The following is a 21,020-nucleotide window of genomic DNA, read 5'->3' as shown; positions in this document are numbered from 1 at the left end:
CTGCGCCGCGCACTCCCCGCAGGCGGGGACGCAACGGCTGCGGGGGTTCCCGGCGGCGATCGCGCCGCAGGAGCCGGTCCGCCGCTTCACGCCGATACCGGGGGAGGCCGAGTTCGTCAGCGGGCACCGCAGACCGGCGAGCCGGCGAACCGGCTCGGCGTGGCGGCGCCGGCCGGACCCCACTAGGCTCCCGCGGTGGAGGCTGGCCTCGACGCCTCAGGCGAGGCGGGTCACGGCGACGGTGACGCCGAGGGAGGTGGAGGTGCCGCCGGAGAAGACGCCGCGCACGGGGGGGACGTCGTTGTAGTCACGGCCACGGGCGACGACCACGTGCTGCTCGCCGGCGGGGACCGCGTTGGTCGGGTCGAAGCCCCACCACCGACCGAGCCAGCCCTCCACCCAGGCGTGCGACTGCCCCTCGACGGTCTCGCCGACCTCCGCCTGGGCGGAGGGGTGCTGGTAGCCGGAGACGTAGCGCGCCGGCATGCCCGCCGCCCGCATCAGGACCAGGGCGAGATGCGCGAAGTCCTGGCAGACGCCCTCCCTGCGCCGCCACGCCTCCACCGCGGAGGTGTGCACGCCGGTGGTGCCGCGGCGGTAGGCGAGGCGTTCGCGCACCCAGTCGCCGACGGCGGGGATGAAGTCCCGCGGGCCGTGGCGGGCGACGAGCTCGCGGGCGGCCGCGGTGAGCTCGTCGTGCTCCGGGGTGGACGCCGAGGGGCGCAGGTACTCGACGAACTCGTCCGCGACCGGGTCGGCGCCCAGCCGCTCCCAGGTCGGGACGTCCGTCGGGGGCTGCGGCGCCGGGGCGGTCTGCACGATCGACCGGCCGGTGACGACCAGTTCGGTGTGCGGGGTGTGCAGGTCGAACGCGGTGACCTGGGTCCCCCAGTAGTCCCAGTAGCGGTAGGTGCTCGCCGCGGGCTCGGTGCGGACCGTGGCCTCCAGGGTGAGCTGGGACGCGGCGGTCTGCGGGATGATCCTGACCTCGTTGTAGGAGGACATCACGGGGGTGGCGTAGCGGTATCCCGTCGAGTGCTCGATGCGGATCTGCCAGCTCACCAGGAGTCCCCTCGGGTGGGTCGGGTGGGCCGGGTCGGGCCCGTCGAGCGGGTCGGGCTCGCCGGGCGCCCGCGGCGCAGCGCCGGAGCCCGCCGCCTCCACCGGGCCGCGGCGCCGCCCCGCGCCGGGCGGACCACCCGGGTGGGACTCGCCGGGCGGGTCAGCCGCGACGGCCGGCTCATGCCGGCACCTCCATCGCCCAGGACCGCGGTGCCTCCCGCGCGAAGTAGCGCGCCGTCACCTCGCCGCTGACCAGTGAGCAGGTGCTCTGCAGGGAGGCGAGCAGGTCCGGCATGTTCTCGACGAGCTCGGCGACGCTGTGGAACTCCAGTTCCGTGCGGGTGCGCCCGACCATGCGCCGGGCGGCGTCGTCGACGGTGGACCGGGGTCGGCCGCGGCCGCCGTCGAGTTCGGCGAGGATGTCCTCGGCCAGCGCCAGCGACCAGTACACCGAGCGGGGGAACAGCCGGTCGAGCAGCAGGAACTCGGCGACCCGGGCGGCGTCGACGGCGCGCCGGTAGGTCCGCAGGTACGCCTCGTGCGCGCCGCAGGAGCGCAGCAGGCTGATCCAGCTCTGCGAGTGCGGGTCGTCGCTGATGCTCGACGACAGCAGGCGGGAGGTCATGTCGACGCGTTCCAGGCTGCGGCCGAGCACCAGGAAGCGCCAGCCGTCGTCGCGGGCGAGGGTGGCGTCGACCAGCCCGGCGAGCATCGCGGTGCGCTCGCGGACGTAGCGGAAGAACACGTGCGGGCCGAGCCGGCGGGCCAGCTCCTCGGTGTGCGGCAGGTCGTTCCAGGTGGCGTTGAGGCATTCCCAGACGTCGCTGGAGACGACCACGCGCGCGCCGCGGGCGTTCTCCCGGGCCGCCGACAGGGCCCCGGTGATGCTGAACGGCCGCGTCGGGTCGTAGGCGAGGATCTCGGTGACCGTGCGGGAGTCGACCTGCTGGTCGAACTCGGCGGGCTGGCCCATGACGGCGAGCAGCTCGCGGCCGGCGGAGCTCGCGTCGAGCCACGGGTCCTCCAGCACCCGGTGCACGTGGACGTCGAGGATGCGGGCGGTGGACTCGGCCCGCTCCACGTAGCGGCCGATCCAGAACAGCGACTCGGCGATCCGGCTCAGCATCCCCGGCTCCCGGCGGTGGTCCCGGTGGTCCCGGTTGCGGCGGCCGTTGCGGGCCCGGCCTGGTTCTGCTGCTGCTGTTGCTGCTGGTCGGAGGAGACCGGCCCGAGGTCCGGCCCGCTGGCGGGGCGGGCGGCGGCACCCGGCGGGCGGGCCAGCGGCAGCGCCGGTTCGCGCGGGTTGCGCTCGGCGGCGAGCACCCAGGTGTCCTTGGAGCCGCCGCCCTGGCTGGAGTTGACGACCAGGCTGCCCCGCGGCAGCGCGACCCGGGTCAGCCCGCCGGGCAGCACCCATACCTTGTTGCCGTCGTTGACGGCGAACGGGCGCAGGTCCACGTGACGGGGGCCGAGCCGGTCGCCGGTCAGCGTCGGCGACGTCGACAGCTTGACGACCCGCTGGGCGATCCAGCCGCGGGGGTCATCGCTGACCCGCACCCGCAGCTCGGCCAGTTCGGCGTCACTGGCCTGGGGCCCGATGACGATGCCCTTGCCGCCGGAGCCGTCGACCGGCTTGACGACGAGGGAGTCCAGGTGGTCGAGGACGTGGGCCCGCTGGTCGGGGTCCTCCAGGCGGTAGGTGTCGACGTTCGGCAGGATCGGCTCCTCGCCGAGGTAGTACCGGATGAGGTCGGGGACGTAGGTGTACATCAGCTTGTCGTCGGCGACCCCGTTGCCGACCGCGTTGGCGATCGTCACGTGGCCGGCGCGGGCGGCGTTGACCAGGCCGGCGCAGCCGACCATCGACTCCGGTCGGAAGTGCAGCGGGTCGAGCCAGTCGTCGTCCACCCGGCGGTAGACGACGTGCACCGGCTGCTCACCCTCGGTGGTACGCATGGTGATCTTGTTGTCCCGCACCGACAGGTCGCGACCCTCGACCAGCTCCACGCCCATCTGCCGAGCCAGCAGCGCATGCTCGAAGTACGCCGAGTTGTACACGCCCGGGGTGAGCACGACGACCGTCGGGTCGGCGACCTCCGGCGGGGCCGCGGCGCGCAGCGCGTGCAGCAGGTGGGTGGCGTAGTCGGCGACGGGGCGCACCCGGTGGGTGGCGAACAGCTCCGGAAACACCCGGGTCATCGCCCGGCGGTTCTCGATCACGTAGCTGACCCCGGACGGCACCCGGACGTTGTCCTCCAGGACGCGGAAACCGCCCTGCTCGTCGCGGATGAGGTCGATGCCGGACACGTGCGCCCGCACCCCGTTCGGCGGGTCGATGCCGTGCGCCGCCCGGTGGAAGTGGGCGCTGGTCAGCACGAGCCGGCGCGGCACGATGCCGTCGGCGAGCACCTCGGCCGGCCCGTAGACGTCGGCCAGGAACGCCTCCAGCGCCTGGACACGCTGGGTGACGCCTCGTTCGATGACGTCCCACTCGTCGCCGGCGAGCAGCCGCGGCACGAGGTCCAGGGGGAACGGCCGCTCCTCGCCGAAGAGGTTGAAGGTGATGCCCGCGTCCCGGAACGCCCGGTCCAGGGCGACCTTGCGGGCCGCGAGATCCGCGCTGCTGAGGGGTTGCAACGCGTCATAGAGGGCGGCGTACACCTCCCGGGGCGTGTTCGACGGCTCGAACACCTCGTCCCAGGCTGCCGTGGCCGCCGCTTCCGCTGGATAACCCTCGAACAGGTCCGCCACAGGCCGGAGCGTAATTTGCCCGTGTTACCTCCACATGAAGTCACGGGCCTGGACGGGGATGTTCACCCTCACCGGATGGTGTGGGCGGGGCCCCCCGCCTCCCACCGGGCGTGTGGACCGCAGCCTGGCCTCGCGCAGGCCGATCGCGCAGGCCGATCGCGCAGGCGGGCGGGGGCGACACGGTCACGACCCGCCGGACCCGGCGCGGACCGCCGCGACGCGCACCAGGCAGACTTGAGTCCGCTTGGCCCGGGCCGCGAGACCATGGCTCCGCCGACCGCCCATCCCACCGCGTGCGCCGAAGCACGCGGGCCGACCGAAAGGCCGCACGATGTCGACGCTGCTGGTGACCGGAGCCGCCGGGTTCATCGGGTCGAACTTCGTCCGCTACTGGCGCGAGCGGCACCCCGCGGACGCCGTCGTGGCGCTCGACGCCCTGACCTACGCGGGCTGCCGGGAGAACCTCGCCGACGTCGCCGAACGCATCACCTTCGTCCACGGCGACATCCGCGACCGCGAGCTCGTCGAGTCCACGCTGCGCGAGCACACGGTCGACGTGATCGTGAACTTCGCCGCCGAGTCGCACAACAGTCTGGCGATCATCCGGCCGGGAGACTTCTTCTCGACGAACGTGATGGGCACCCAGGCGCTGCTGGAGGCGGCCCGCACGGTCGGCATCGCCCGCTTCCACCAGATCTCCACCTGCGAGGTCTACGGCGACATGGACCTCAACGACCCGGGCGCCTTCACCGAGAACGCCCCCTACCTGCCGCGCACCCCGTACAACGCGGCGAAGGCCGGCGGCGACCATGCCGTGCGCGCCTACGGCTACACCTACGACCTGCCGGTCACGATCACCAACTGCTCGAACAACTACGGGCCGTACCAGTTTCCGGAGAAGGTCATCCCGCTGTTCGTGACCCGGGCGCTGCAGGGCGAGCAGCTCCCGCTGTACGCGTCGACGACGAACCGGCGCGAGTGGCTGCACGTGATGGACCACTGCCGGGCGATCGACGCCGTGCTCGACCGCGGCCGTGTCGGCGAGACCTACCACGTGGGATCCGGGGTCGAGGCCGACATCTCCACGATCGCCGACACCGTCCTCGCCGAGCTCGGCCTGCCGGCGTCGCTGAAGACGATCGTGCCGGACCGGCCCTCCCACGACCGCCGCTACCTGCTGGACTCCACCAAGTTGCGCACGGAGCTCGGCTGGGCACCGCTGATCGACTTCACCGAGGGGATGCGCTCCACCATCGCCTGGTACAAGGAGAACGAGTCCTGGTGGCGCCCGCTGCTGGGCCGCTCGCCGGTGTCCGAGACCGCCTGGCGGAGCTGACCGGCGCCGCCTGGCCGGCCGCGCGGCCGCCGACCCTTCACCGACCCTTCACCGACGCGTCGACGCGTCGGCGGGTCGGTCGGCGGGTCGGTCGGCGCGGTCAGCCGCCGGTGAGGGAGGCGTAGAGCGCCGCGGTGCGCTCCGCGACGGCCGTCCAGCCGAACTCGCCGACCGCCCGCTCCCGGCCGGCACGGCCCATCGCCGCCGCCCGCGCCGGGTCGGCGAGCACGGTGTTGATGGCGTCGGCGAGCGCCTTCGGCTCGTCGGGCGGGACGAGCAGCCCGGTGACGCCGTCGTCGACGACCTCCGGGATGCCGCCGACGTGGGAGGCGACGACGGCGGTGCCGCAGGCCATCGCCTCCAGGTTGACGATGCCCAGCGGCTCGTACACCGACGGGCAGACGAACACGCTGGCGTGGGTGAGCAGTTGGATGACCTCGGGCTTGCTCAGCATGCCGCCCAGCCAGACGACGCCGTCGCGCTCGCCGCGCAGCCCGTCGACCAGCGCGGTGGTCTCCGCGAGCAGCTCCGGGGTGTCCGGGGCGCCGGCGCAGAGCACGAGCTGCGCCCGACGGTCGATCGCCGCCGCGGCGCGCAGCAGCACCGGCAGCCCCTTCTGCCGGGTGATCCGCCCCACGAAGATCACCACGGGGCGTTCCGGGTCGACCCCGTACCGTTCCAGCACGTCGGTCGCCGGGTCGGGTCGGTACTCGTCGGTGTCGATGCCGTTGCGGATCACGTGTACCCGCGCCGGGTCGACCGCCGGGTAGGCCTCGAGGATGTCGGCGCGCATCCCGGCGCTCACCGCGACCACCGCCGCCGCCGACTCGATGGCGATCCGCTCGCACCAGGACGACAGCCGGTAGCCACCGCCGAGCTGCTCGGCCTTCCACGGCCGGCGCGGCTCCAGCGAGTGCGACGTCACCACGTGCGGGACGCCGCCGAGCAGGGCGGCGAGGTGGCCGCCGAGGTTCGTGTACCAGGTGTGGGAGTGGATCACGTCCGCGCCGACCGCCGCCGCGGCCATCGACAGGTCCATCGACACGGTGCGCAGCACGTCGTCGGCGCCGGCGAGCGCCGCCCAGCTCGGGTGGGCGCTCACCGCGGCGACGCCCGGCCCGCCGGCCGCCTCGATCACAGGCCCGTCGCCGCTGGTCGCCTCCCGGTGGACGGTGAGGTCGACCAGCCGGGCGAGCTCGCGGGCCAGGTACTCGACGTGCACACCCGCCCCGCCGTAGACGTCCGGGGGGAACTCCCGGGTGAGCAGCGCGACGCGCATGGACGGTCTCTCCCTCGACGGGGTGGGTGGGGCACGGGCCGGCGGTGCGGGTGCGGTGGTGCGGGTGCGGTGGTGCGGCGGCGCGGGTGTGCGGGTGCGGGTGTGCGGGTTGCGGACTGGCGCGGGCGGGCGGTTCGGGATCAGTCGGTGACGGTGACGCCCTTGCCGACCACTGTGATGCCCTGCTCGCTGACGGTGTAGCCGCGGGCGCGGTCGCGATCCTTGTCGACGCCGACCTGGCAGCCCGGCGGGACGTGGACGTTCTTGTCGAGGATCGCGTCGCGGACGACGGCGCCGCGCCCGACGATGGCGTTGTCCAGCACGACGGCGCGATCGACCTCGGCCCAGGAGTTGATCCGCACACCCGGCGAGAGCACCGCGGAGCGCACGGTGCCGCCGGAGACGATCACGCCGTTGCTGACGATGCTGTTGATCGCCGTCCCGGTGCGCCGCGGGTCGTCGTGCACGAACTTGGCCGGCGGCAGCGACGGCACGCTCGTGAAGATCGGCCACTCGCGGTTGTACAGGTTGAACACCGGGTCGAGCGCGCACAGGTCCATCTGCGCGTCGAAGTAGGAGTCGAGCGTGCCGACGTCGCGCCAGTAGCCGCGGTCGCGGGCGGTCGTGCCGGGCACGACGTTGTCGGTGAAGTCGTAGACGGCGGCGGCGCGCTGCGCGACGAGCATCGGGATGATGTCGCCACCCATGTCGTGCCGGCTGTCCTCGTCGGCGGCGTCCTTGCGTAGCGCCTCGATGAGGACGTCGGTGGAGAAGACGTAGTTGCCCATGGACGCGAACGTCTCCTCGGGACGGCCCGGCAGACCCGGCGGGTCCGCGGGCTTCTCCAGGAACGCCTCGATCGTCCGGCCGTCCCGGCCGGTCTGGATCACGCCGAACGATCGGCCATCGGCACGCGGCACGCGCAGCCCGGCGACGGTCACCCCGGCACCGGAGTCGAGATGCTGGGCGACCATCTGCCGGGGATCCATCCGGTAGACGTGGTCGGCGCCGAAGACGACGACGATGTCCGGGTCGTCGTCATGGACGAGGTTCAGCGACTGGTGGATGGCGTCGGCACTGCCGGCGAACCACCGCGGGCCGAGACGCTGCTGCGCCGGCACCGGGGTGACGTAGTTGCCCAGCAGGTTGCTCATCCGCCACGTCGTGGTGATGTGCCGGTCGAGGCTGTGGCTCTTGTACTGGGTGAGCACGGCGATCCGCAGATAGCCGGCGTTGACCAGGTTGGATAACACGAAGTCGATCAGCCGGTACATCCCACCGAAGGGAACGGCGGGCTTGGCCCGATCGGCCGTCAGCGGCGCCAGCCGCCGTCCGGCTCCCCCGGCAAGTACCAGGCCGAGGACCCGCGGGCTCGGCACAGACTTGCTCCCGTCTCATGGCGTGGTCTGCGGGGCGATCCGCGGGCCGATACACCCTGTCCCCAGCGGTTTCCCAGCCAAACCGGAGGTCCCGGCCGACACGCCGAGCCACACCGAGCACGAAGGAAAATCCGCCGAATGAGAGCCACTGCCGGGAAGGACCGATGACGCCGCCGATCGCCTGTTGCGACCTTACAAGCTGGGCTTGCAGGGCTCGGAACCGCCGCCTGGGGACTGCCCCGAACGGGGTCGCCCCCAGCCCCGAACCGGCCCGGTCGGGCCACGCCGACGGGGCCCGACCGTCAGCTCAGGACGACCCGGCGATCACCGAAGTCGGCGATGAGCTGGATCTTCCCGCCGAGCGCTTCCACGTAGGCCCGGATGGTCGACAGCCCGGCACGCTCGAGAGCCCCGCACTCAAGATCGGAAACAGCTGGCTGCCTGACGTGCATCCGGGACCGGCCGCGGCCTCCGCACGCACGGTAGCCAGCTGACCCAGGGGTAGGGAGAATCGGCGCATGAAGGCATCGCCGCCCGATCTGCTTCCGGTGCCGCCGCTCGAGGAACTGCGGCAGCGCCGCAGCGCCAAATGGCGGATGCACGCGCCGGATGTGCTGCCGCTGTCGATTGCGGAGATGGACTTCGCTGCGGCCGAGCCCATCACGCGCGCGCTGCACGCCGCGGTCGACCGCAGCGACTTCGGTTACGCCAGCGAGTTCGTGCAGCTCGCCCACTCATACGCGGATTTCGCCGCCGAGGAGTGGGGCTGGCGCCCGGAGCCCGACCGCATCGTGCCCGTGACCGATGTGAGCGTCGGCGCTGTTGAGGTGCTGCGCGTACTCAGAGTGCGCCGCGTCGTGATCAGTTCCCCGGTGTACCCGCCGTTCCAGGACTGGGTTCCCGAGGCCGAGGCCACCCTCGTCGACGTGCCGCTGCGCGGCGGCCGGCTGGAGCTGGAACGTCTCGACGAGGCCTTTCGTGGCGGCGGCGCGTACCTGCTGTGCAACCCGCAGAACCCGACGGGCACCGTCCATACCCGGGCGGAGTTGACTGCGCTCGTGTCGGCGGCCGCGCGCCACGGCGTCGTCGTGATCTCCGACGAGATCCACGCGCCACTCGCCCTGCCCGGTGCCGCCACGACGCCGATCCTGTCCGTCCAGGGCGCGGGGGAACTCGCGATCGCACTGGCCTCGGCCAGCAAGGCGTGGAACCTCGCCGGCCTCAAATGCGCGCTCGTCATCGCGGGTGGCGCCAGGATGGGCACGGCGCTCGCCCGCCTGCCGCCCGAGACCCACTGGCGGGTGGGGCAGCTGGGAGCGGTCGCCTCGTCGGCGGCGTTCCGCGAGGGCGCAGCCTGGCTCGCCCGGCTGCGCGAAACGATCGACGACCGCAGGCACCTGTTCGCCGGGCTGGTCCGCGACCGACTGCCCGAACTGGAATTCGAGTTGCCGCAGGCGACCTACCTCGCGTGGCTCTCGGCCGCAGACGGGATCTCCGGCACCCGGCTCGCCGAGGCCGTCCTCCGGTATGGCCGCGTCGCCGTCGAAGCAGGCGAGAAATTCGGCGCCGGCGGCGCCGGCCACATCCGAGTCAACCTCGCGACCAGTCCGGAGCTACTCGAAGCCGGCGTCGACGGCATCCGCGCGGGTCTCGACGCCCTGTGACGCTGTGAAATGTGCGAATTCCCTTCCCGAACTCGTCGAGCGGGTCGACATCGTCAACATCGACAGACTGGCAAGCCGGGTCGTCGGCGAGACCGGCACGGCCCGGCAGCGACGAACCATCGATGACGACGCGGCCCTGCGGGAGTGGGCGGCGATGCTCACCGAGGTCGGTGAGCGCCGATGGGACGCCGAGTTCCTCGTGGCCGAATGGTCCGATGTCATCCTGGGGCAGGTGCTGCGTTCCCGTTCCGACTACTGCAGGGCACGGCGGCCCGGCCACCGCCGGATCATCATCGCCGGCGCGACGGCCGGGCTCATCCCCCGGGCCGCAATCGCCCGCTACCAGGACACCGATGCACGGCGCTACCAGCGAGAACGCGCCCGCGATCGTTCCTTGCTCTTCGTGGCCGCAACCCGCGCCCGCGACGACCTGGCCATCTTCTGGCACGGCCAACCAAGCCCGTTCCTGGCCAACGCCCAGAACACCGCAGCGCTATGAGTCCGCCGCACTGCCAATAGAGCTACTACTCTGGCAAAGCCCGGCATTTGCGGTCCGATGGCCGGCGACTAGCGCAGCGGCTCCCTCACCAGCTCGCTGTCCGGTTGACGGCGGACGGTCGTGGCGGCGGCCCGGCCTGGTCGGAGATGCTTCCGGCCAGGCCGGTGGCGGCGAAAGGTCGGTCAGACGTTGAAGCCGAGGGCGCGCAGCTGCTCACGGCCGTCGTCGGTGATCTTGTCGGGGCCCCACGGGGGCATCCAGACCCAGTTGATCTTCACGTCGGCGACGAGGCCGTCGGGGCCGTCGACGAGCGCGGAGCGGGTCTGGTCCTCGATGACGTCGGTCAGCGGGCAGGCCGCCGAGGTCAGCGTCATGTCGAGGGTGACGGTGTTGTCGTCGGCGACGTGGATGCCGTAGACGAGGCCGAGGTCGACGACGTTGATGCCGAGCTCGGGGTCGACGACGTCGCGCATCGCCTCCTCGATGTCGGCGAACTCGGCGAGCTCCAGGCCCGCGGCCCGCTCCGCGACGGTGGCCGGCGCGATGCCGCCGGCGGCGGCCGCGGGGCCGGTGGCGTCGGCGGTCGGCGCCGGGCTGTCGCTCGCCGCCGTCTCGGCGCGAGTGTCGGTGACCGCGTCGCTCATGGCTTCTCCTGCTCGGGTACGTCGAGGGGTGCGCCGGCGGGCGCGGGCGCGGCGACGGAGGCGCCGGTGGCGGCGGCCGGGTCGACGGCCTTGGCCGTCGCGTCCTTCCAGGCCATCCAGGACAGCAGGGCGCACTTTACCCGGGCGGGATACTTGGAGACGCCGGCGAACGCCACCGCGTCCTCCAGCACGTCCTCGTCGCCCTCCGCGGTACCCCGCGACTGCATCAGCGCCAGGAACTCGCGTTCGAGCTCCAGCGCCTCGTCGACCTTCTTGCCGATGACCAGGTCGCTCATGACGCTCGCCGAGGCCTGGCTGATCGAGCAGCCCTCGCTCTCGTAGGAGACGTCCTCGACGACCCCGTCGGAGACCTTCACCCGCAGGGTGACCTCGTCGCCGCAGGTCGGGTTGACGTGGTGCACCTCGGCGTCGAACGGGTCGCGCAGGCCGCGGTGCAGCGGGTTGCGGTAGTGATCCAGGATGATCTCCTGGTACATGGAATCGAGCTTCACCTCGAGAAGAACCTCCGAACCCCGTGCAGACCTTCCACCAGCGCGTCGACCTCGCCGGTCGTCGTGTACAGGTGGAACGACGCCCGGGTCGTGGCCGGCACGCCGAAGCGCAGGCAGACCGGCCGGGCGCAGTGGTGGCCGACGCGCACGGCGATGCCGCGCTCGTCGAGGAGCTGGCCGACGTCGTGCGGGTGGATCGCCCGGCCGGCGTCGTCGTGCAGGACGAAGGAGATCGCCCCGCCGCGGTCCTCCACGGTCGGCGGGCCGATGATCCGCGTTCCGGGCACGGTGGCGAGCGCGTCGAGGGCGTACGCGGTGACGGCGTGCTCGTGCGCGGCGATCGCCGGCATGCCCAGCGCCGTCAGGTAGTCGACGGCGGCGCCGAGCCCGACGACCTGACTGATCATCGGGGTGCCGGCCTCGAAGCGGTGCGGCGGGGCGGCGTAGGTCGACCCCTCCATCGTGACGATCTCGATCATCTCGCCGCCGCCGAGGAACGGCGGCATGACCTCCAGGAGCTCGTAGCGCCCCCAGAGCACCCCGACGCCGGTCGGCGCGCACATCTTGTGGCCGGTGAAGGCCAGGAAGTCCACGCCGAGCGCGGCGACGTCCACCGGGTTGTGCGGCACCGACTGGGAGCCGTCGAGCACGGTGAGCGCGCCGACCTCGCGGGCCCGGGCGACGATCCGCTCGACCGGGTTGATCGTGCCGAGGATGTTCGACTGGTGGACCATCGAGACGACCTTCGCCCGGTCGGTGATGACCGCGTCGAGGTTGTCGAGGTTCAGCCGGCCGTCGTCGGTCAGCCCGATCCAGCGCAGGGTGGCGCCGGTGCGCCGGGCGAGCATCTGCCAGGGCACCAGGTTGGAGTGGTGCTCCATCTCGGTGACGACGATCTCGTCGCCGGGGCCGAGCCGGAACCGCTCCGCCTCCGCGCCGGTGGTCTCGGCGTTGCTCATCGCGTAGGCGACGAGGTTGAGCGCCTCGGTGGAGTTCTTCGTGAAGACGACCTCGCGCCGGTCGGTCGCGCCGATGAAGGCGGCGACCTTGTCCCGTGTCGCCTCGTACAGGCCGGTGGCCTCCTCGGCGAGCACGTGGATGCCGCGGTGCACGTTGGCGTTGTGCAGCTCGTAGTAGGCGCGCTCGGCGTCGAGGACGGCCAGCGGCTTCTGCGAGGTGGCGGCGCTGTCGAGGTAGACCAGCGCCAGGTCGTCGTGCACCGTGCGGGCCAGGATCGGGAAGTCCTTGCGGACCTGCTCGACGTCGAAGCCCGCGGTGCCCGGGGTGCCGTCGGCGATCAGCGACTCGGTGAGCGTCATGACACCGCCCCCGCCCCCGCCGGCGCCGCGGCTCCGCCGCCCTTGACGTAGCGGTCGTAGCCGGACTCCTCCAGCACGGCGGCGAGCTCCGGCCCGCCCTCGTCGACGATCCGCCCGGCCGCCATCACGTGCACGAACTCGGGCTTGATGTAGCGCAGGATGCGGGTGTAGTGGGTGATGAGCAGGATGCCCGTCTCCCCCTGGGCGCGCACGGCCTCGATGCCACCGGAGACGATGCGCAGCGCGTCGACGTCGAGGCCGGAGTCGGTCTCGTCGAGCACGGCGATCTTCGGCTTGAGCAGCGCCATCTGGAGGATCTCGTGGCGCTTCTTCTCACCGCCGGAGAAGCCCTCGTTGACGCCGCGCTCGGCGAACGACGGGTCCATCTCCAGGGCCTCCATGGAGGTCTTGACCTCCTTGACCCAGGTGCGCAGCTTCGGTGCCTCGCCGCGCACGGCCGTGGCCGAGGAGCGCAGGAAGTTCGACACCGACACCCCGGGGATCTCCACCGGGTACTGCATCGCCAGGAAGATCCCGGCGCGGGCGCGGGCGTCGACGCCCATCGCGAGAACGTCCTCGCCGTCGAGCGTGATGCTGCCGTCGGTCACGGTGTACTTGGGGTGGCCCGCGATCGAGTACGACAGCGTCGACTTGCCCGAGCCGTTCGGACCCATGATCGCGTGCGTCTCGCCCTTGCGGACGGTGAGGTCGACACCGCGCAGGATCTCGCGCGGGCCTTCTTCCGTCTCGACCGAGACGTGCAGGTTACGAATCTCCAAGGTCGACACCGCTGCCGTCACCCTCGTTCCGGGTTCGAATGTGCGACGTCGACGAGCACGTCGTCGCCGTCGATGGTCACTGCGTAGGTGGGCACCGGGTCGATCGCCGGCAGGGTCAGCGCCTTGCCGCTGGCCAGGTCGAACTGGGACCCGTGCAGCCAGCACTCGATCTTGCCGTCCTCGACCTCGCCCTGGGAGAGCTGCACGTCGGCGTGCGAGCACTCGTCGCGCACCGCGTAGACGCGCTCGCCCGCGCGCACGACGCACACCGGCACGCCCTCGATCTCGGTGCCGAGCGCCGTGTCGTCCTTGAGGTCGGCGAGCGCGCACACCCGGTGCCAGCGGGGCGCGGCCACGGAGTCGGTGGCGGCGCTCATGCGCCCGCCTGCCCGGCCGCGGCCGGCGTCGCGGGCTCGTCCTCGGCCGGCGTCTCGCCGAGCCGGGCGGCGACCGACGCCATGATCCGGTCCCGCAGGTCGGCGACCTCGATGCGGTCGATGACCTCGGCGAAGAAGCCGTGCACGACCAGCCGGCGGGCCTCGGCCGGCGGGATGCCGCGCGACTGCAGGTAGAACAGGGCCTCGTCGTCGAAGCGGCCGGTGGCGCTGGCGTGGCCGGCCCCGACGACCTCCCCGGTGAGGATCTCCAGGTTGGGCACCGAGTCGGCGCGGGCGCCGTCGGTGAGCACCAGGTTGCGGTTGAGCTCGTAGGTGTCGGTGTCGACCGCGTCGGCGTTGATGACGACGTCGCCGATCCACACCGAGTGCGCCGCGTCGCCGCGCAGCGCGCCCTTGTAGGTCACCCGGCTGCGACACGACCGCGGGGTGTGCGTGACGAGCAGCCGGTGCTCCTGATGCTGGCCGGCGTCGGTGAAGAACACGCCGTTGAGCTCGGCGTCGCCACCCGGGCCGCGGTAGTCGACGGTCGGGTTGAGCCGGACCAGGTCGCCGCCGAGGGTGACGGTGAACGAACGCAGCTTCGCGTCGCGGCCGATCGAGTAGGCGTGCGCGCCGAGGTGCACGGCGCCCGCGTCCCAGTCCTGCAGGGACACGAAGGTCAGCGAGGCGCCGTGGCCGACGTACACCTCGACGTTGCCGGCGTAGGTGGCGCTGCCGGTGTGGTCGAGCACGACGGTGGCCGAGGCGAACGGGCCGATCTCGATGAGCAGATGGCCGTAGGCGACCCCGGCGGCGGCACCGGCCGCGGGCCGGGGGCTCTCGCCGTGCAGGTGCACGATCACCGGCTCGGCCGGGGCGGCCTCGGCCGGGATCGTGACGGCCGTGGCGCCGCCCGCACGGGCCATCGCGAACGCGGCGACCCGGTCGGCGGGGGTGAACGACCGGCCGATCCGCGGGTCGGCGGCGTCGAGCTGCTCGACCGCGATCCCGGCCGGCGCGGAGACGGTGACGGAGACCTTCCCGTCCGCGTCCGGGCCGGTGAGCAGGCCGCGCAGCCGGCGCAGCGGGGTGAACCGCCACGCCTCCTCGCGGCCGGTGGGCACGTCGTGGTCGAGCGGGTTGCGCGATCGCACGGGGCGGGGCACGGCTCCGGAGGCCAGCGGGGGGCGCCCGGTGGCGTCGATGACGACCATCAGCCGACCGCACCTTCCATCTGCAGCTCGATGAGCCGGTTCAGTTCGAGGGCGTACTCCATCGGCAGCTCACGGGCGATGGGCTCGACGAAGCCGCGCACGATCATCGCCATCGCCTCCTCCTCCGACAGGCCGCGGCTCATCAGGTAGAACAGCTGGTCCGCGCCGACCTTGGAGACGCTGGCCTCATGGCCGATGGAGGCGTCGTCCTCGCGCACGTCTACATAGGGGTAGGTGTCGGAGCGGCTCACGGTGTCGACGAGCAGCGCGTCGCACTTGACCGTCGACCGCGACGCCGCGGAGCCCTCGTTGATCTGCACGAGACCGCGGTAGGAGGTGCGGCCGCCGCCGCGGGCCACCGACTTGGAGATGATCGTCGACGACGTGCGGGGCGCGGCGTGCACCATCTTGGCGCCGGCGTCCTGGTGCTGGCCGGGGCCGGCGAAGGCGATCGAGAGGACCTCGCCCTTGGCGTGCTCGCCGAGCAGCCACACGGCCGGGTACTTCATCGTCACCTTGGAGCCGATGTTGCCGTCGACCCACTCCATCGTGGCGCCCTCGTGGCAGGCGGCCCGCTTGGTGACCAGGTTGTAGACGTTGTTCGACCAGTTCTGGATGGTCGTGTACCGGCAGCGCGCGTTCTTCTTCACGATGATCTCGACGACCGCCGAGTGCAGCGAGTCCGAGGAGTAGACCGGCGCCGTGCAGCCCTCGACGTAGTGCACGTAGGCACCCTCGTCGACGATGATCAGCGTCCGCTCGAACTGGCCCATGTTCTCGGTGTTGATCCGGAAGTAGGCCTGCAACGGGATCTCCACCTGCACGCCCGGGGGCACGTAGATGAAAGACCCACCCGACCACACCGACGTGTTCAGCGCGGCGAACTTGTTGTCGCCGACCGGGATGACCGAGCCGAAGTACTCCTGGAACAGCTCCGGGTGCTCGCGCAGGCCGGAGTCGGTGTCCAGGAAGATGACGCCCTGCTCCTCAAGGTCCTCGCGGATCTTGTGGTAGACGACCTCGGACTCGTACTGCGCGGCGACGCCCGAGACGAGGCGCTGCTTCTCCGCTTCCGGGATGCCCAGCTTGTCGTAGGTCGCCTTGATGTCCTCGGGCAGGTCCGCCCACTCGGCGGCCTGCTTCTCCGTCGACCGGACGAAGTACTTGATGTTGTCGAAGTCGATGCCGGAGAGGTCCGCGCCCCAGGTCGGCATCGGCTTGCGCTCGAACAGCCGCAGGCCCTTGAGGCGCAGGTCGGTCATCCACGACGGCTCGGACTTCTTCGCCGAGATGCCGCGGACGACCGCCTCGGACAGGCCGCGCTCCACGTCAGCGGCGTAGGCGTCGGTGTCAGCCCATCCGAACTTGTAGGAACCAAGGCCTTCGAGGGCGGTCTCGGCAGAGGTTGTCATAGGGCGGAACCCTCCGAAGACGGGGACGGTGAACAGGTCGGGGGCGCGGGTGCGGGGTCCCGGTCGGACGCGGTCGGCTTCGACCCGCCTGCACGGAATACGTCCTGGTCGGACGGATCATCCGGAACCGGTCCCGGCGCCGCGCCAGCGGGGATGTGGGTCGTGCAGACGCCGTCGCCGTGCGCGATCGTCGCCAGGCGCTGCACGTGGGTGTCCAGGACCCGGGCGAGCGCCGCGGTCTCGGCGTCGCACAGTGCGGGGAAGCGCTCCGCGACGAACTGGACCGGGCAGTGGTGCTGGCAGATCTGCAGACCGGTCGGCAGCTCCGAGACGCTGGCCGTGTAGCCGGCGGCCGTCATCGCCTCGGCCAGCGCCGCCGGGCGATCGGCCGGCGGCGCCGCGACGACCGCGGAGCGCACCCGACGCTCCAGGTCGGAGGCCCGCCCCTCGGCGAACTGACTGACCGCCGAGGGCCCGACGACCTCCGCCAGGAACCGCAGCGCGCCGGCCGCCAGATCGGAGTACGCCGTCGGACCGGCCCGGTGGCCGGCCTCGGTGAGGGCGTAGCGCCGGGCCGGACGGCCGCGGCCCCGCGGTTCGCGGGACCGGCTCTCGGTCGGGGTGATGATGCCGTCCCCGACCATGGCGTCGAGGTGCCGGCGGATGGCCGCCGGGGACACGCCGAGCTGCCGGGACAGCTCGGCCGCCGTGGCCGACCCGCCCTCCAGCAGCAGACGCACGACCCGGTCGCGGGTGCGGCCGTCGGCCGTCCCGCCCGAGGCATCGTGGTCGTTTTTCACAACGCTAGTGTGCCCTATTTACGGGACACGGTCGAACCGAGGGCCCCCGATCAGGTCCACCTCGAGGCGATGTCCGTCACAGGCGAGCCCCGCCCCAGGTGAGGCCCGTCACAGGCGAGCCCCGCCCCAGGCGAGGCCCGCCCCAGGCGTGACGCCGGGGCCGGCCGCGTTTCGCATCCGCACAACATCTACCCACGGCTGGTAGGCGGTCGGCCAGCGCTGGCGGCGTGATGCCAGACTTGCGACACCATCGGGCGGGTCGTCCCTGCGGACGACCACCCCCGGTGGACCTCGGACGGGGAGGCGACGGACGGATGCGGGCTCGACCACGGAGCGGCGCGATCGGGCGGGCCCTGCTCGGGCTCGGCCTGCTGCTCGCGCTCGGCGCGGCGGCGGCCTGCGGCGGCGGGGGCGAGAAGACCAACGGTCTGGAGAAGCTGCCGGCCGCCGAGGTCGGCTCCCGCACGCTCGCGGCGCTGCGCTCCGCCCCCGGGGTGCACGTGGTGGGCACCGAGGAGGACCCGAGCTCCGACTCCCCCGCCCGCTACGACCTGGTGATGTCCGCCACGACGACCCGCGGCACCATCGAGGAGTACGGCCAGCGGACCCAGCTCGTCAAGATCTCCGACGACACCTACGTCCGCCGCGGCCGCTCCTTCTACACGGCGACGGGCGACGGCGACGCCGCGGACCTGCTCGCCGACCGGTGGGTCCGGCTCGCGCCCGCCGACGCCGCCAAGTACAGCTACTTCACCCTCGGCCGGCTCAGCGACTCCCTCGGCAACTACCTCGTCGGGCTCACCGGCGAGGTGCGGCGGGAGAAGGTCGACGGCGCCCGGGCGGTGCGGGCCGCGGCGCCCGACGGCACCGCCTTCCTCGTGGCGAACACCGGCCCCGCCTACCCCCTGCGGATCACCGTCGCGGGCAGCTCCACCAACCAGGTGACCTTCGACGGCTACGGCCCCCCCGCCGCCGTCACCCCGCCCGACTCCGCCGTCGACCTGTCCAGCCTGGGCTGACCCGAGGCCGTGGGCCGGTCTGTTCGACACCTGGACGAGTGAATCCTCAGCGGGTCCGTGGTCATGGGGATCCGGACGAGGGGCGGGGGGTCGCCTCGGTGTCTGGTGCACTCATCGGCCACCACAGCCTCGGTAACTTTCCGTGGTCAATCATGCACAAAATCGTGCCGAGGCGTAGGCACGGTCTTCGGCTCTGAAACCGTGCCCAGACCTCGGCACGATCTGGCCGGGCCACAACCGGGCATGGCGCCGCGCCTGTTCCCCCGGAGTGCGGCAAGATCGGCTCGACGGCGGCACCGGCACGGGAGGCGACGATGGGCACACCGGCGCGGGGCTGCGTGGTGGCCGCGGTCGACCAGGGCACCACCGGGACCACGGTCTGCCTGCTCGATCGGGACGGGACGGTCGTCGGGCGTGGGTATACGGAGATCCATCCCCGGTTCCCCCGGCCCGGCTGGGTCGAGCAGGACCCCGACGAGCTGTGGCGCAGCGCCGTCGACACCGTCGCCGCGGCGCTGGCCGACGCCGGTCGCCGCCCCGCGGACCTCGCCGCGCTGGGCATCACCAACCAGCGGGAGACCACCGTGTTGTGGCAGCGGTCCTCCGCCGCCCCGGTCGGTCCGGCGATCGTCTGGCAGGACCGGCGCACGGCCGCGCGCTGCGAGCGCCTCGCCGCCGACGGGCACACGGGCGCGGTCGGCGTCCGCACCGGCCTGGTCCTCGACCCCTACTTCTCCGCCACGAAGATCGGCTGGATCCTGGATCGGGACCCGGAACTGCGCCGGCGGGCCGGCCGCGGCGAGATCGCCTTCGGCACCGTCGACTCCTGGCTGGTGTGGAAGCTGACCGCCGGCGCCGTCCACGTCACCGACGTCACCAACGCGTCCCGGACGCTGCTGCTCGACCTCGCCGCCGCGGCCTGGGCTCCCGACATGCTGGACCTGTTCGGCGTGCCCGCCGAGGTGCTGCCCGAGGTGGTGCCGAGCTCCCGGGTCTACGCCGAGACCGATCCGGACGCCTTCCTCGGTGTGCGGATCCCGGTCGCCGCCGCCGTCGGCGACCAGCAGGCCGCCCTGTTCGCCCAGGGCTGCCTCCAGCCGGGGCAGGCCAAGAACACCTACGGCACCGGCTCGTTCGTCCTGGTCAACACCGGGACGGCGGTGCCGCCGCCGCAGTCGTCGCTGCTGCGGACCGTCGCTTACCAGCTCGACGGCGAGCCCGTGCGCTACGCCCTGGAGGGCGCGATCCTGTCCACCGGCGCGGCCGTCGGCTGGCTGCGTGACTCCCTCGGGGTCATCCGCGACGCCGCCGAGACGGCCGACCTGGCCGCCTCGTTGTCCGGCAACGAGGGCGTCTACTTCGTCCCGGCGCTGACCGGCCTCGGCGCGCCGTACTGGGATCCGCGCGCCCGCGGCACCCTGCTCGGGATCACCCGCGGCACCGGCCGGGCGCACCTGGCCCGCGCGGTGTTGGAGGGGATCGCCTACCGGACCCGCGACGTCGTCGAGGCGATGGGCGCCGCCGGTTTCGCCGTGCGGGAGCTGCGCGCGGACGGCGGGGCCGCGCGCAACCCGTGGCTCATGCAGTTCCAGGCCGACATGCTCGGCGTCGACGTCGACGTGCCGGACAACATCGAGACCACAGCGCTCGGCTCGGCGTACCTCGCGGGGCTGGCGACCGGCTTCTTCACCGACCCGGCCGCGCTCGCCGCGCACCGGCGCAGCGAGCGGCGCTACCGCCCGACGATGACGGCCGCCCAGCGCGACCGTGCCTACCGCCGGTGGCTGACCGCCGTCGACCGCGCCCGCGCCTGGGCCGACGACACCGACGACACCGATGACACGGGCGACACCGGCGACACGGGAGCCGAGATCGACGCCGGCTTCGAGACCGACGTACGCCGGCGATAATCGTCGTTACTCATGGTCATCGCCGTGACGGGGGCCACCCGCATGGCCAGGCCTTGCACGGCTCGCCCCGAAATCCCCTGCCGGCGCTGGGACGAGCCGAGGTCGGGCACCTGTACCTGCACAACAAGCCGCGGCAACGCACTCCGCTGACCTGCTTCGGCGATCGCTGAGCGGGCAGGACCGCCCCCCGCCGTGGATTCCGCAGCCGCGACCTCGCGACAAGTGACGCAAGTCGGTCACCGAACGCCACCACCAGGAACGACTCCACCCCGAAATCTGCTGCACCCCGCATTCACGAGACCACCCCAGGGACACATTCCCTCGCGCCTTCTTGGTCGAACCGCCTGCCAGGCGCACCGATGCCTGACAGGCTGTCACTGGGGGCGGTTGGCGTCTCCTGTCGACCTGACCCGGACGGAGACCGTGACCGAGGCGGACTACGCCCTGGAGCTCGGGCGCCGGCTTCGCGCGGCGCGCAATCGGCGTGGCATGTCGCTCCTGGATGTCCAGGAGCGCACCCACGGCCGGTGGACCGCGGGAACTCTGGGGGCCTACGAACGAGGCTCCCGCACCCTGCGGGTGCACCGGCTCGTCGAGCTCGCCGAGTTGTACGACGTTCCGGCGACCCTGCTGGTCCCTCCGGCAGCCGACCGCCGTGACATCGACCACCTTCCCCCACTCGTCATCGACCTGCGCCGGCTGCGCAAGCTGCCGCCGACCCGGACCGGCCCGCTGCGGCGCTGGATCGCGATCGTGCAGGTCCTACGCTCGGACAGCTCCCGCGACATCCTGCGGCTGCGCCGCTCCGATCTGCAGTCGCTGTCCCGGCTCTACAGCACGACCCCGTCGATGCTCTACGAACGACTCGGCGCCTGGGGAGCGCTGGTGGAGCCGGGCGAGCCGGTGGCGGTCGGCGCGCGGCGGCGGGTCCTGCCCATCCGGCCGCCCCAGCAGCGAAGTTGACGGTGCGTGCCACGGTCGGATCGGGCGGCGCGCTCTGGTCGGGCGCTGAGGCTGTTGGGGGGGGCGTTGGGGGGGCCGTTGGGGGGAACGTGGTCGGGTCG

19 protein-coding genes and 1 pseudogene are annotated in these 21,020 nt (G+C 72.4%); 6 read left to right on the top strand and 14 right to left on the bottom strand.

The window, feature by feature from the left end; genetic code table 11:
* Positions 1-216: 216 nt before the first annotated feature.
* From FRAQA3DRAFT_RS01745 to FRAQA3DRAFT_RS01735, 3 genes are all read right to left on the bottom strand, one after another.
* Positions 217-1,062: a transglutaminase family protein gene (locus FRAQA3DRAFT_RS01745; protein WP_009399479.1), complete on the bottom strand. Its 846-nt coding sequence runs from the start codon at positions 1,060-1,062 to the stop codon at positions 217-219.
* 178 nt (positions 1,063-1,240) lie between these two features.
* On the bottom strand, positions 1,241-2,188 hold the full coding sequence (locus tag FRAQA3DRAFT_RS01740) for an alpha-E domain-containing protein (RefSeq protein ID WP_009399477.1): 948 nt from the start codon (positions 2,186-2,188) through the stop codon (positions 1,241-1,243).
* Positions 2,182-3,813 (bottom strand): circularly permuted type 2 ATP-grasp protein, encoded by a 1,632-nt coding sequence (locus tag FRAQA3DRAFT_RS01735; protein ID WP_009399476.1) that lies wholly within the window; start codon positions 3,811-3,813, stop codon positions 2,182-2,184. Before FRAQA3DRAFT_RS01735 ends, FRAQA3DRAFT_RS01740 begins: the two co-directional genes overlap by 7 nt.
* A gap of 331 nt (positions 3,814-4,144) precedes the next feature.
* On the opposite strand from FRAQA3DRAFT_RS01735, the gene rfbB reads away from it, so the two are divergent.
* Positions 4,145-5,149, top strand: coding sequence for a dTDP-glucose 4,6-dehydratase (gene rfbB / locus FRAQA3DRAFT_RS01730; RefSeq protein WP_009399475.1), 1,005 nt, complete (start codon positions 4,145-4,147; stop codon positions 5,147-5,149).
* A gap of 100 nt (positions 5,150-5,249) precedes the next feature.
* Here the strand turns inward: rfbB and glgA are convergent, their stop codons facing one another.
* The 3 genes from glgA to FRAQA3DRAFT_RS34425 all read right to left on the bottom strand — a co-directional run bounded on the left by glgA (position 5,250) and on the right by FRAQA3DRAFT_RS34425 (position 8,259).
* Positions 5,250-6,428, bottom strand: a complete 1,179-nt coding sequence (gene glgA, locus FRAQA3DRAFT_RS01725) for a glycogen synthase (protein ID WP_009399474.1) — start codon at positions 6,426-6,428, stop codon at positions 5,250-5,252.
* A gap of 140 nt (positions 6,429-6,568) precedes the next feature.
* Entirely contained in the window at positions 6,569-7,807 is a 1,239-nt protein-coding gene (gene glgC, locus FRAQA3DRAFT_RS01720; RefSeq protein WP_009399473.1) for a glucose-1-phosphate adenylyltransferase, read from the bottom strand.
* 302 nt (positions 7,808-8,109) lie between these two features.
* Positions 8,110-8,259 carry a hypothetical protein gene (locus FRAQA3DRAFT_RS34425; protein WP_157467003.1) on the bottom strand — a complete coding sequence of 50 codons (150 nt, stop codon included), beginning with the start codon at positions 8,257-8,259 and terminating at the stop codon, positions 8,110-8,112.
* A gap of 66 nt (positions 8,260-8,325) precedes the next feature.
* Here FRAQA3DRAFT_RS34425 and FRAQA3DRAFT_RS01715 point away from each other — a divergent pair, with 66 nt between their 5' ends.
* A complete protein-coding gene (locus FRAQA3DRAFT_RS01715) occupies positions 8,326-9,471 on the top strand; it encodes a MalY/PatB family protein (protein WP_009399472.1) in 1,146 nt (381 codons plus the stop codon).
* 28 nt (positions 9,472-9,499) lie between these two features.
* Positions 9,500-9,748 (top strand): annotated as a pseudogene (locus FRAQA3DRAFT_RS38330) (DNA helicase); the annotation flags it as partial.
* 404 nt (positions 9,749-10,152) lie between these two features.
* On the opposite strand, the gene FRAQA3DRAFT_RS01705 reads toward FRAQA3DRAFT_RS38330, so the two are convergent.
* From FRAQA3DRAFT_RS01705 to FRAQA3DRAFT_RS01670, 8 genes are read right to left on the bottom strand one after another with little or no spacing between them, the layout of a single operon-like run.
* On the bottom strand, positions 10,153-10,614 hold the full coding sequence (locus FRAQA3DRAFT_RS01705; RefSeq protein WP_009399471.1) for a metal-sulfur cluster assembly factor: 462 nt from the start codon (positions 10,612-10,614) through the stop codon (positions 10,153-10,155).
* Positions 10,611-11,126 carry a Fe-S cluster assembly sulfur transfer protein SufU gene (gene sufU / locus FRAQA3DRAFT_RS01700; RefSeq protein WP_009399470.1) on the bottom strand — a complete coding sequence of 172 codons (516 nt, stop codon included), beginning with the start codon at positions 11,124-11,126 and terminating at the stop codon, positions 10,611-10,613. The genes FRAQA3DRAFT_RS01705 and sufU overlap by 4 nt, the downstream gene beginning before the upstream one ends.
* Positions 11,123-12,445 carry a cysteine desulfurase gene (locus tag FRAQA3DRAFT_RS01695; RefSeq protein WP_009399469.1) on the bottom strand — a complete coding sequence of 441 codons (1,323 nt, stop codon included), beginning with the start codon at positions 12,443-12,445 and terminating at the stop codon, positions 11,123-11,125. The genes sufU and FRAQA3DRAFT_RS01695 overlap by 4 nt, the downstream gene beginning before the upstream one ends.
* Positions 12,442-13,233, bottom strand: coding sequence for a Fe-S cluster assembly ATPase SufC (gene sufC, locus FRAQA3DRAFT_RS01690; RefSeq protein ID WP_198287008.1), 792 nt, complete (start codon positions 13,231-13,233; stop codon positions 12,442-12,444). Before sufC ends, FRAQA3DRAFT_RS01695 begins: the two co-directional genes overlap by 4 nt.
* 8 nt (positions 13,234-13,241) lie before the next feature.
* Positions 13,242-13,601: a non-heme iron oxygenase ferredoxin subunit gene (locus tag FRAQA3DRAFT_RS01685; protein ID WP_009399467.1), complete on the bottom strand. Its 360-nt coding sequence runs from the start codon at positions 13,599-13,601 to the stop codon at positions 13,242-13,244.
* Positions 13,598-14,815, bottom strand: coding sequence for a Fe-S cluster assembly protein SufD (gene sufD, locus FRAQA3DRAFT_RS01680; protein ID WP_009399466.1), 1,218 nt, complete (start codon positions 14,813-14,815; stop codon positions 13,598-13,600). The genes FRAQA3DRAFT_RS01685 and sufD overlap by 4 nt, the downstream gene beginning before the upstream one ends.
* Positions 14,815-16,227, bottom strand: coding sequence for a Fe-S cluster assembly protein SufB (gene sufB / locus FRAQA3DRAFT_RS01675; protein ID WP_009399465.1), 1,413 nt, complete (start codon positions 16,225-16,227; stop codon positions 14,815-14,817). Before sufB ends, sufD begins: the two co-directional genes overlap by 1 nt.
* Complete coding sequence (locus FRAQA3DRAFT_RS01670; protein WP_009399464.1) at positions 16,224-17,027, bottom strand: metalloregulator ArsR/SmtB family transcription factor; 804 nt, start codon at positions 17,025-17,027, stop codon at positions 16,224-16,226. Before FRAQA3DRAFT_RS01670 ends, sufB begins: the two co-directional genes overlap by 4 nt.
* A gap of 314 nt (positions 17,028-17,341) precedes the next feature.
* Here FRAQA3DRAFT_RS01670 and FRAQA3DRAFT_RS01665 point away from each other — a divergent pair, with 314 nt between their 5' ends.
* The 3 genes from FRAQA3DRAFT_RS01665 to FRAQA3DRAFT_RS01655 all read left to right on the top strand — a co-directional run bounded on the left by FRAQA3DRAFT_RS01665 (position 17,342) and on the right by FRAQA3DRAFT_RS01655 (position 20,919).
* A complete protein-coding gene (locus FRAQA3DRAFT_RS01665) occupies positions 17,342-18,046 on the top strand; it encodes a hypothetical protein (RefSeq protein ID WP_009399463.1) in 705 nt (234 codons plus the stop codon).
* A gap of 314 nt (positions 18,047-18,360) precedes the next feature.
* A complete protein-coding gene (gene glpK, locus FRAQA3DRAFT_RS01660) occupies positions 18,361-19,956 on the top strand; it encodes a glycerol kinase GlpK (RefSeq protein WP_009399462.1) in 1,596 nt (531 codons plus the stop codon).
* A 423-nt stretch (positions 19,957-20,379) separates the two neighbouring features.
* Positions 20,380-20,919, top strand: coding sequence for a transcriptional regulator (locus tag FRAQA3DRAFT_RS01655; RefSeq protein WP_009399461.1), 540 nt, complete (start codon positions 20,380-20,382; stop codon positions 20,917-20,919).
* Positions 20,920-21,020: the final 101 nt, after the last annotated feature.

The organism is Frankia sp. QA3 (assembly GCF_000262465.1).
Lineage (GTDB): Bacteria > Actinomycetota > Actinomycetes > Frankiales > Frankiaceae > Frankia.
Note: the sequence above shows the minus strand (reverse complement) of the source record. Positions and strands in the feature narration are given on the sequence as shown.

Coding starts and splice junctions, on each gene's coding strand:
- FRAQA3DRAFT_RS01705 (WP_009399471.1), bottom strand. CDS start 10,614: ATGAGCGACGCGGTCACCGACACTCGCGCCGAGACGGCGGCGAGCGAC.
- FRAQA3DRAFT_RS01715 (WP_009399472.1), top strand. CDS start 8,326: ATGAAGGCATCGCCGCCCGATCTGCTTCCGGTGCCGCCGCTCGAGGAA.
- FRAQA3DRAFT_RS01665 (WP_009399463.1), top strand. CDS start 17,342: ATGCGGGCTCGACCACGGAGCGGCGCGATCGGGCGGGCCCTGCTCGGG.
- sufB (WP_009399465.1), bottom strand. CDS start 16,227: ATGACAACCTCTGCCGAGACCGCCCTCGAAGGCCTTGGTTCCTACAAG.
- FRAQA3DRAFT_RS01695 (WP_009399469.1), bottom strand. CDS start 12,445: ATGACGCTCACCGAGTCGCTGATCGCCGACGGCACCCCGGGCACCGCG.
- rfbB (WP_009399475.1), top strand. CDS start 4,145: ATGTCGACGCTGCTGGTGACCGGAGCCGCCGGGTTCATCGGGTCGAAC.
- glgA (WP_009399474.1), bottom strand. CDS start 6,428: ATGCGCGTCGCGCTGCTCACCCGGGAGTTCCCCCCGGACGTCTACGGC.
- sufD (WP_009399466.1), bottom strand. CDS start 14,815: ATGGTCGTCATCGACGCCACCGGGCGCCCCCCGCTGGCCTCCGGAGCC.
- FRAQA3DRAFT_RS01685 (WP_009399467.1), bottom strand. CDS start 13,601: ATGAGCGCCGCCACCGACTCCGTGGCCGCGCCCCGCTGGCACCGGGTG.
- FRAQA3DRAFT_RS01740 (WP_009399477.1), bottom strand. CDS start 2,188: ATGCTGAGCCGGATCGCCGAGTCGCTGTTCTGGATCGGCCGCTACGTG.
- FRAQA3DRAFT_RS34425 (WP_157467003.1), bottom strand. CDS start 8,259: ATGCACGTCAGGCAGCCAGCTGTTTCCGATCTTGAGTGCGGGGCTCTC.
- glpK (WP_009399462.1), top strand. CDS start 18,361: ATGGGCACACCGGCGCGGGGCTGCGTGGTGGCCGCGGTCGACCAGGGC.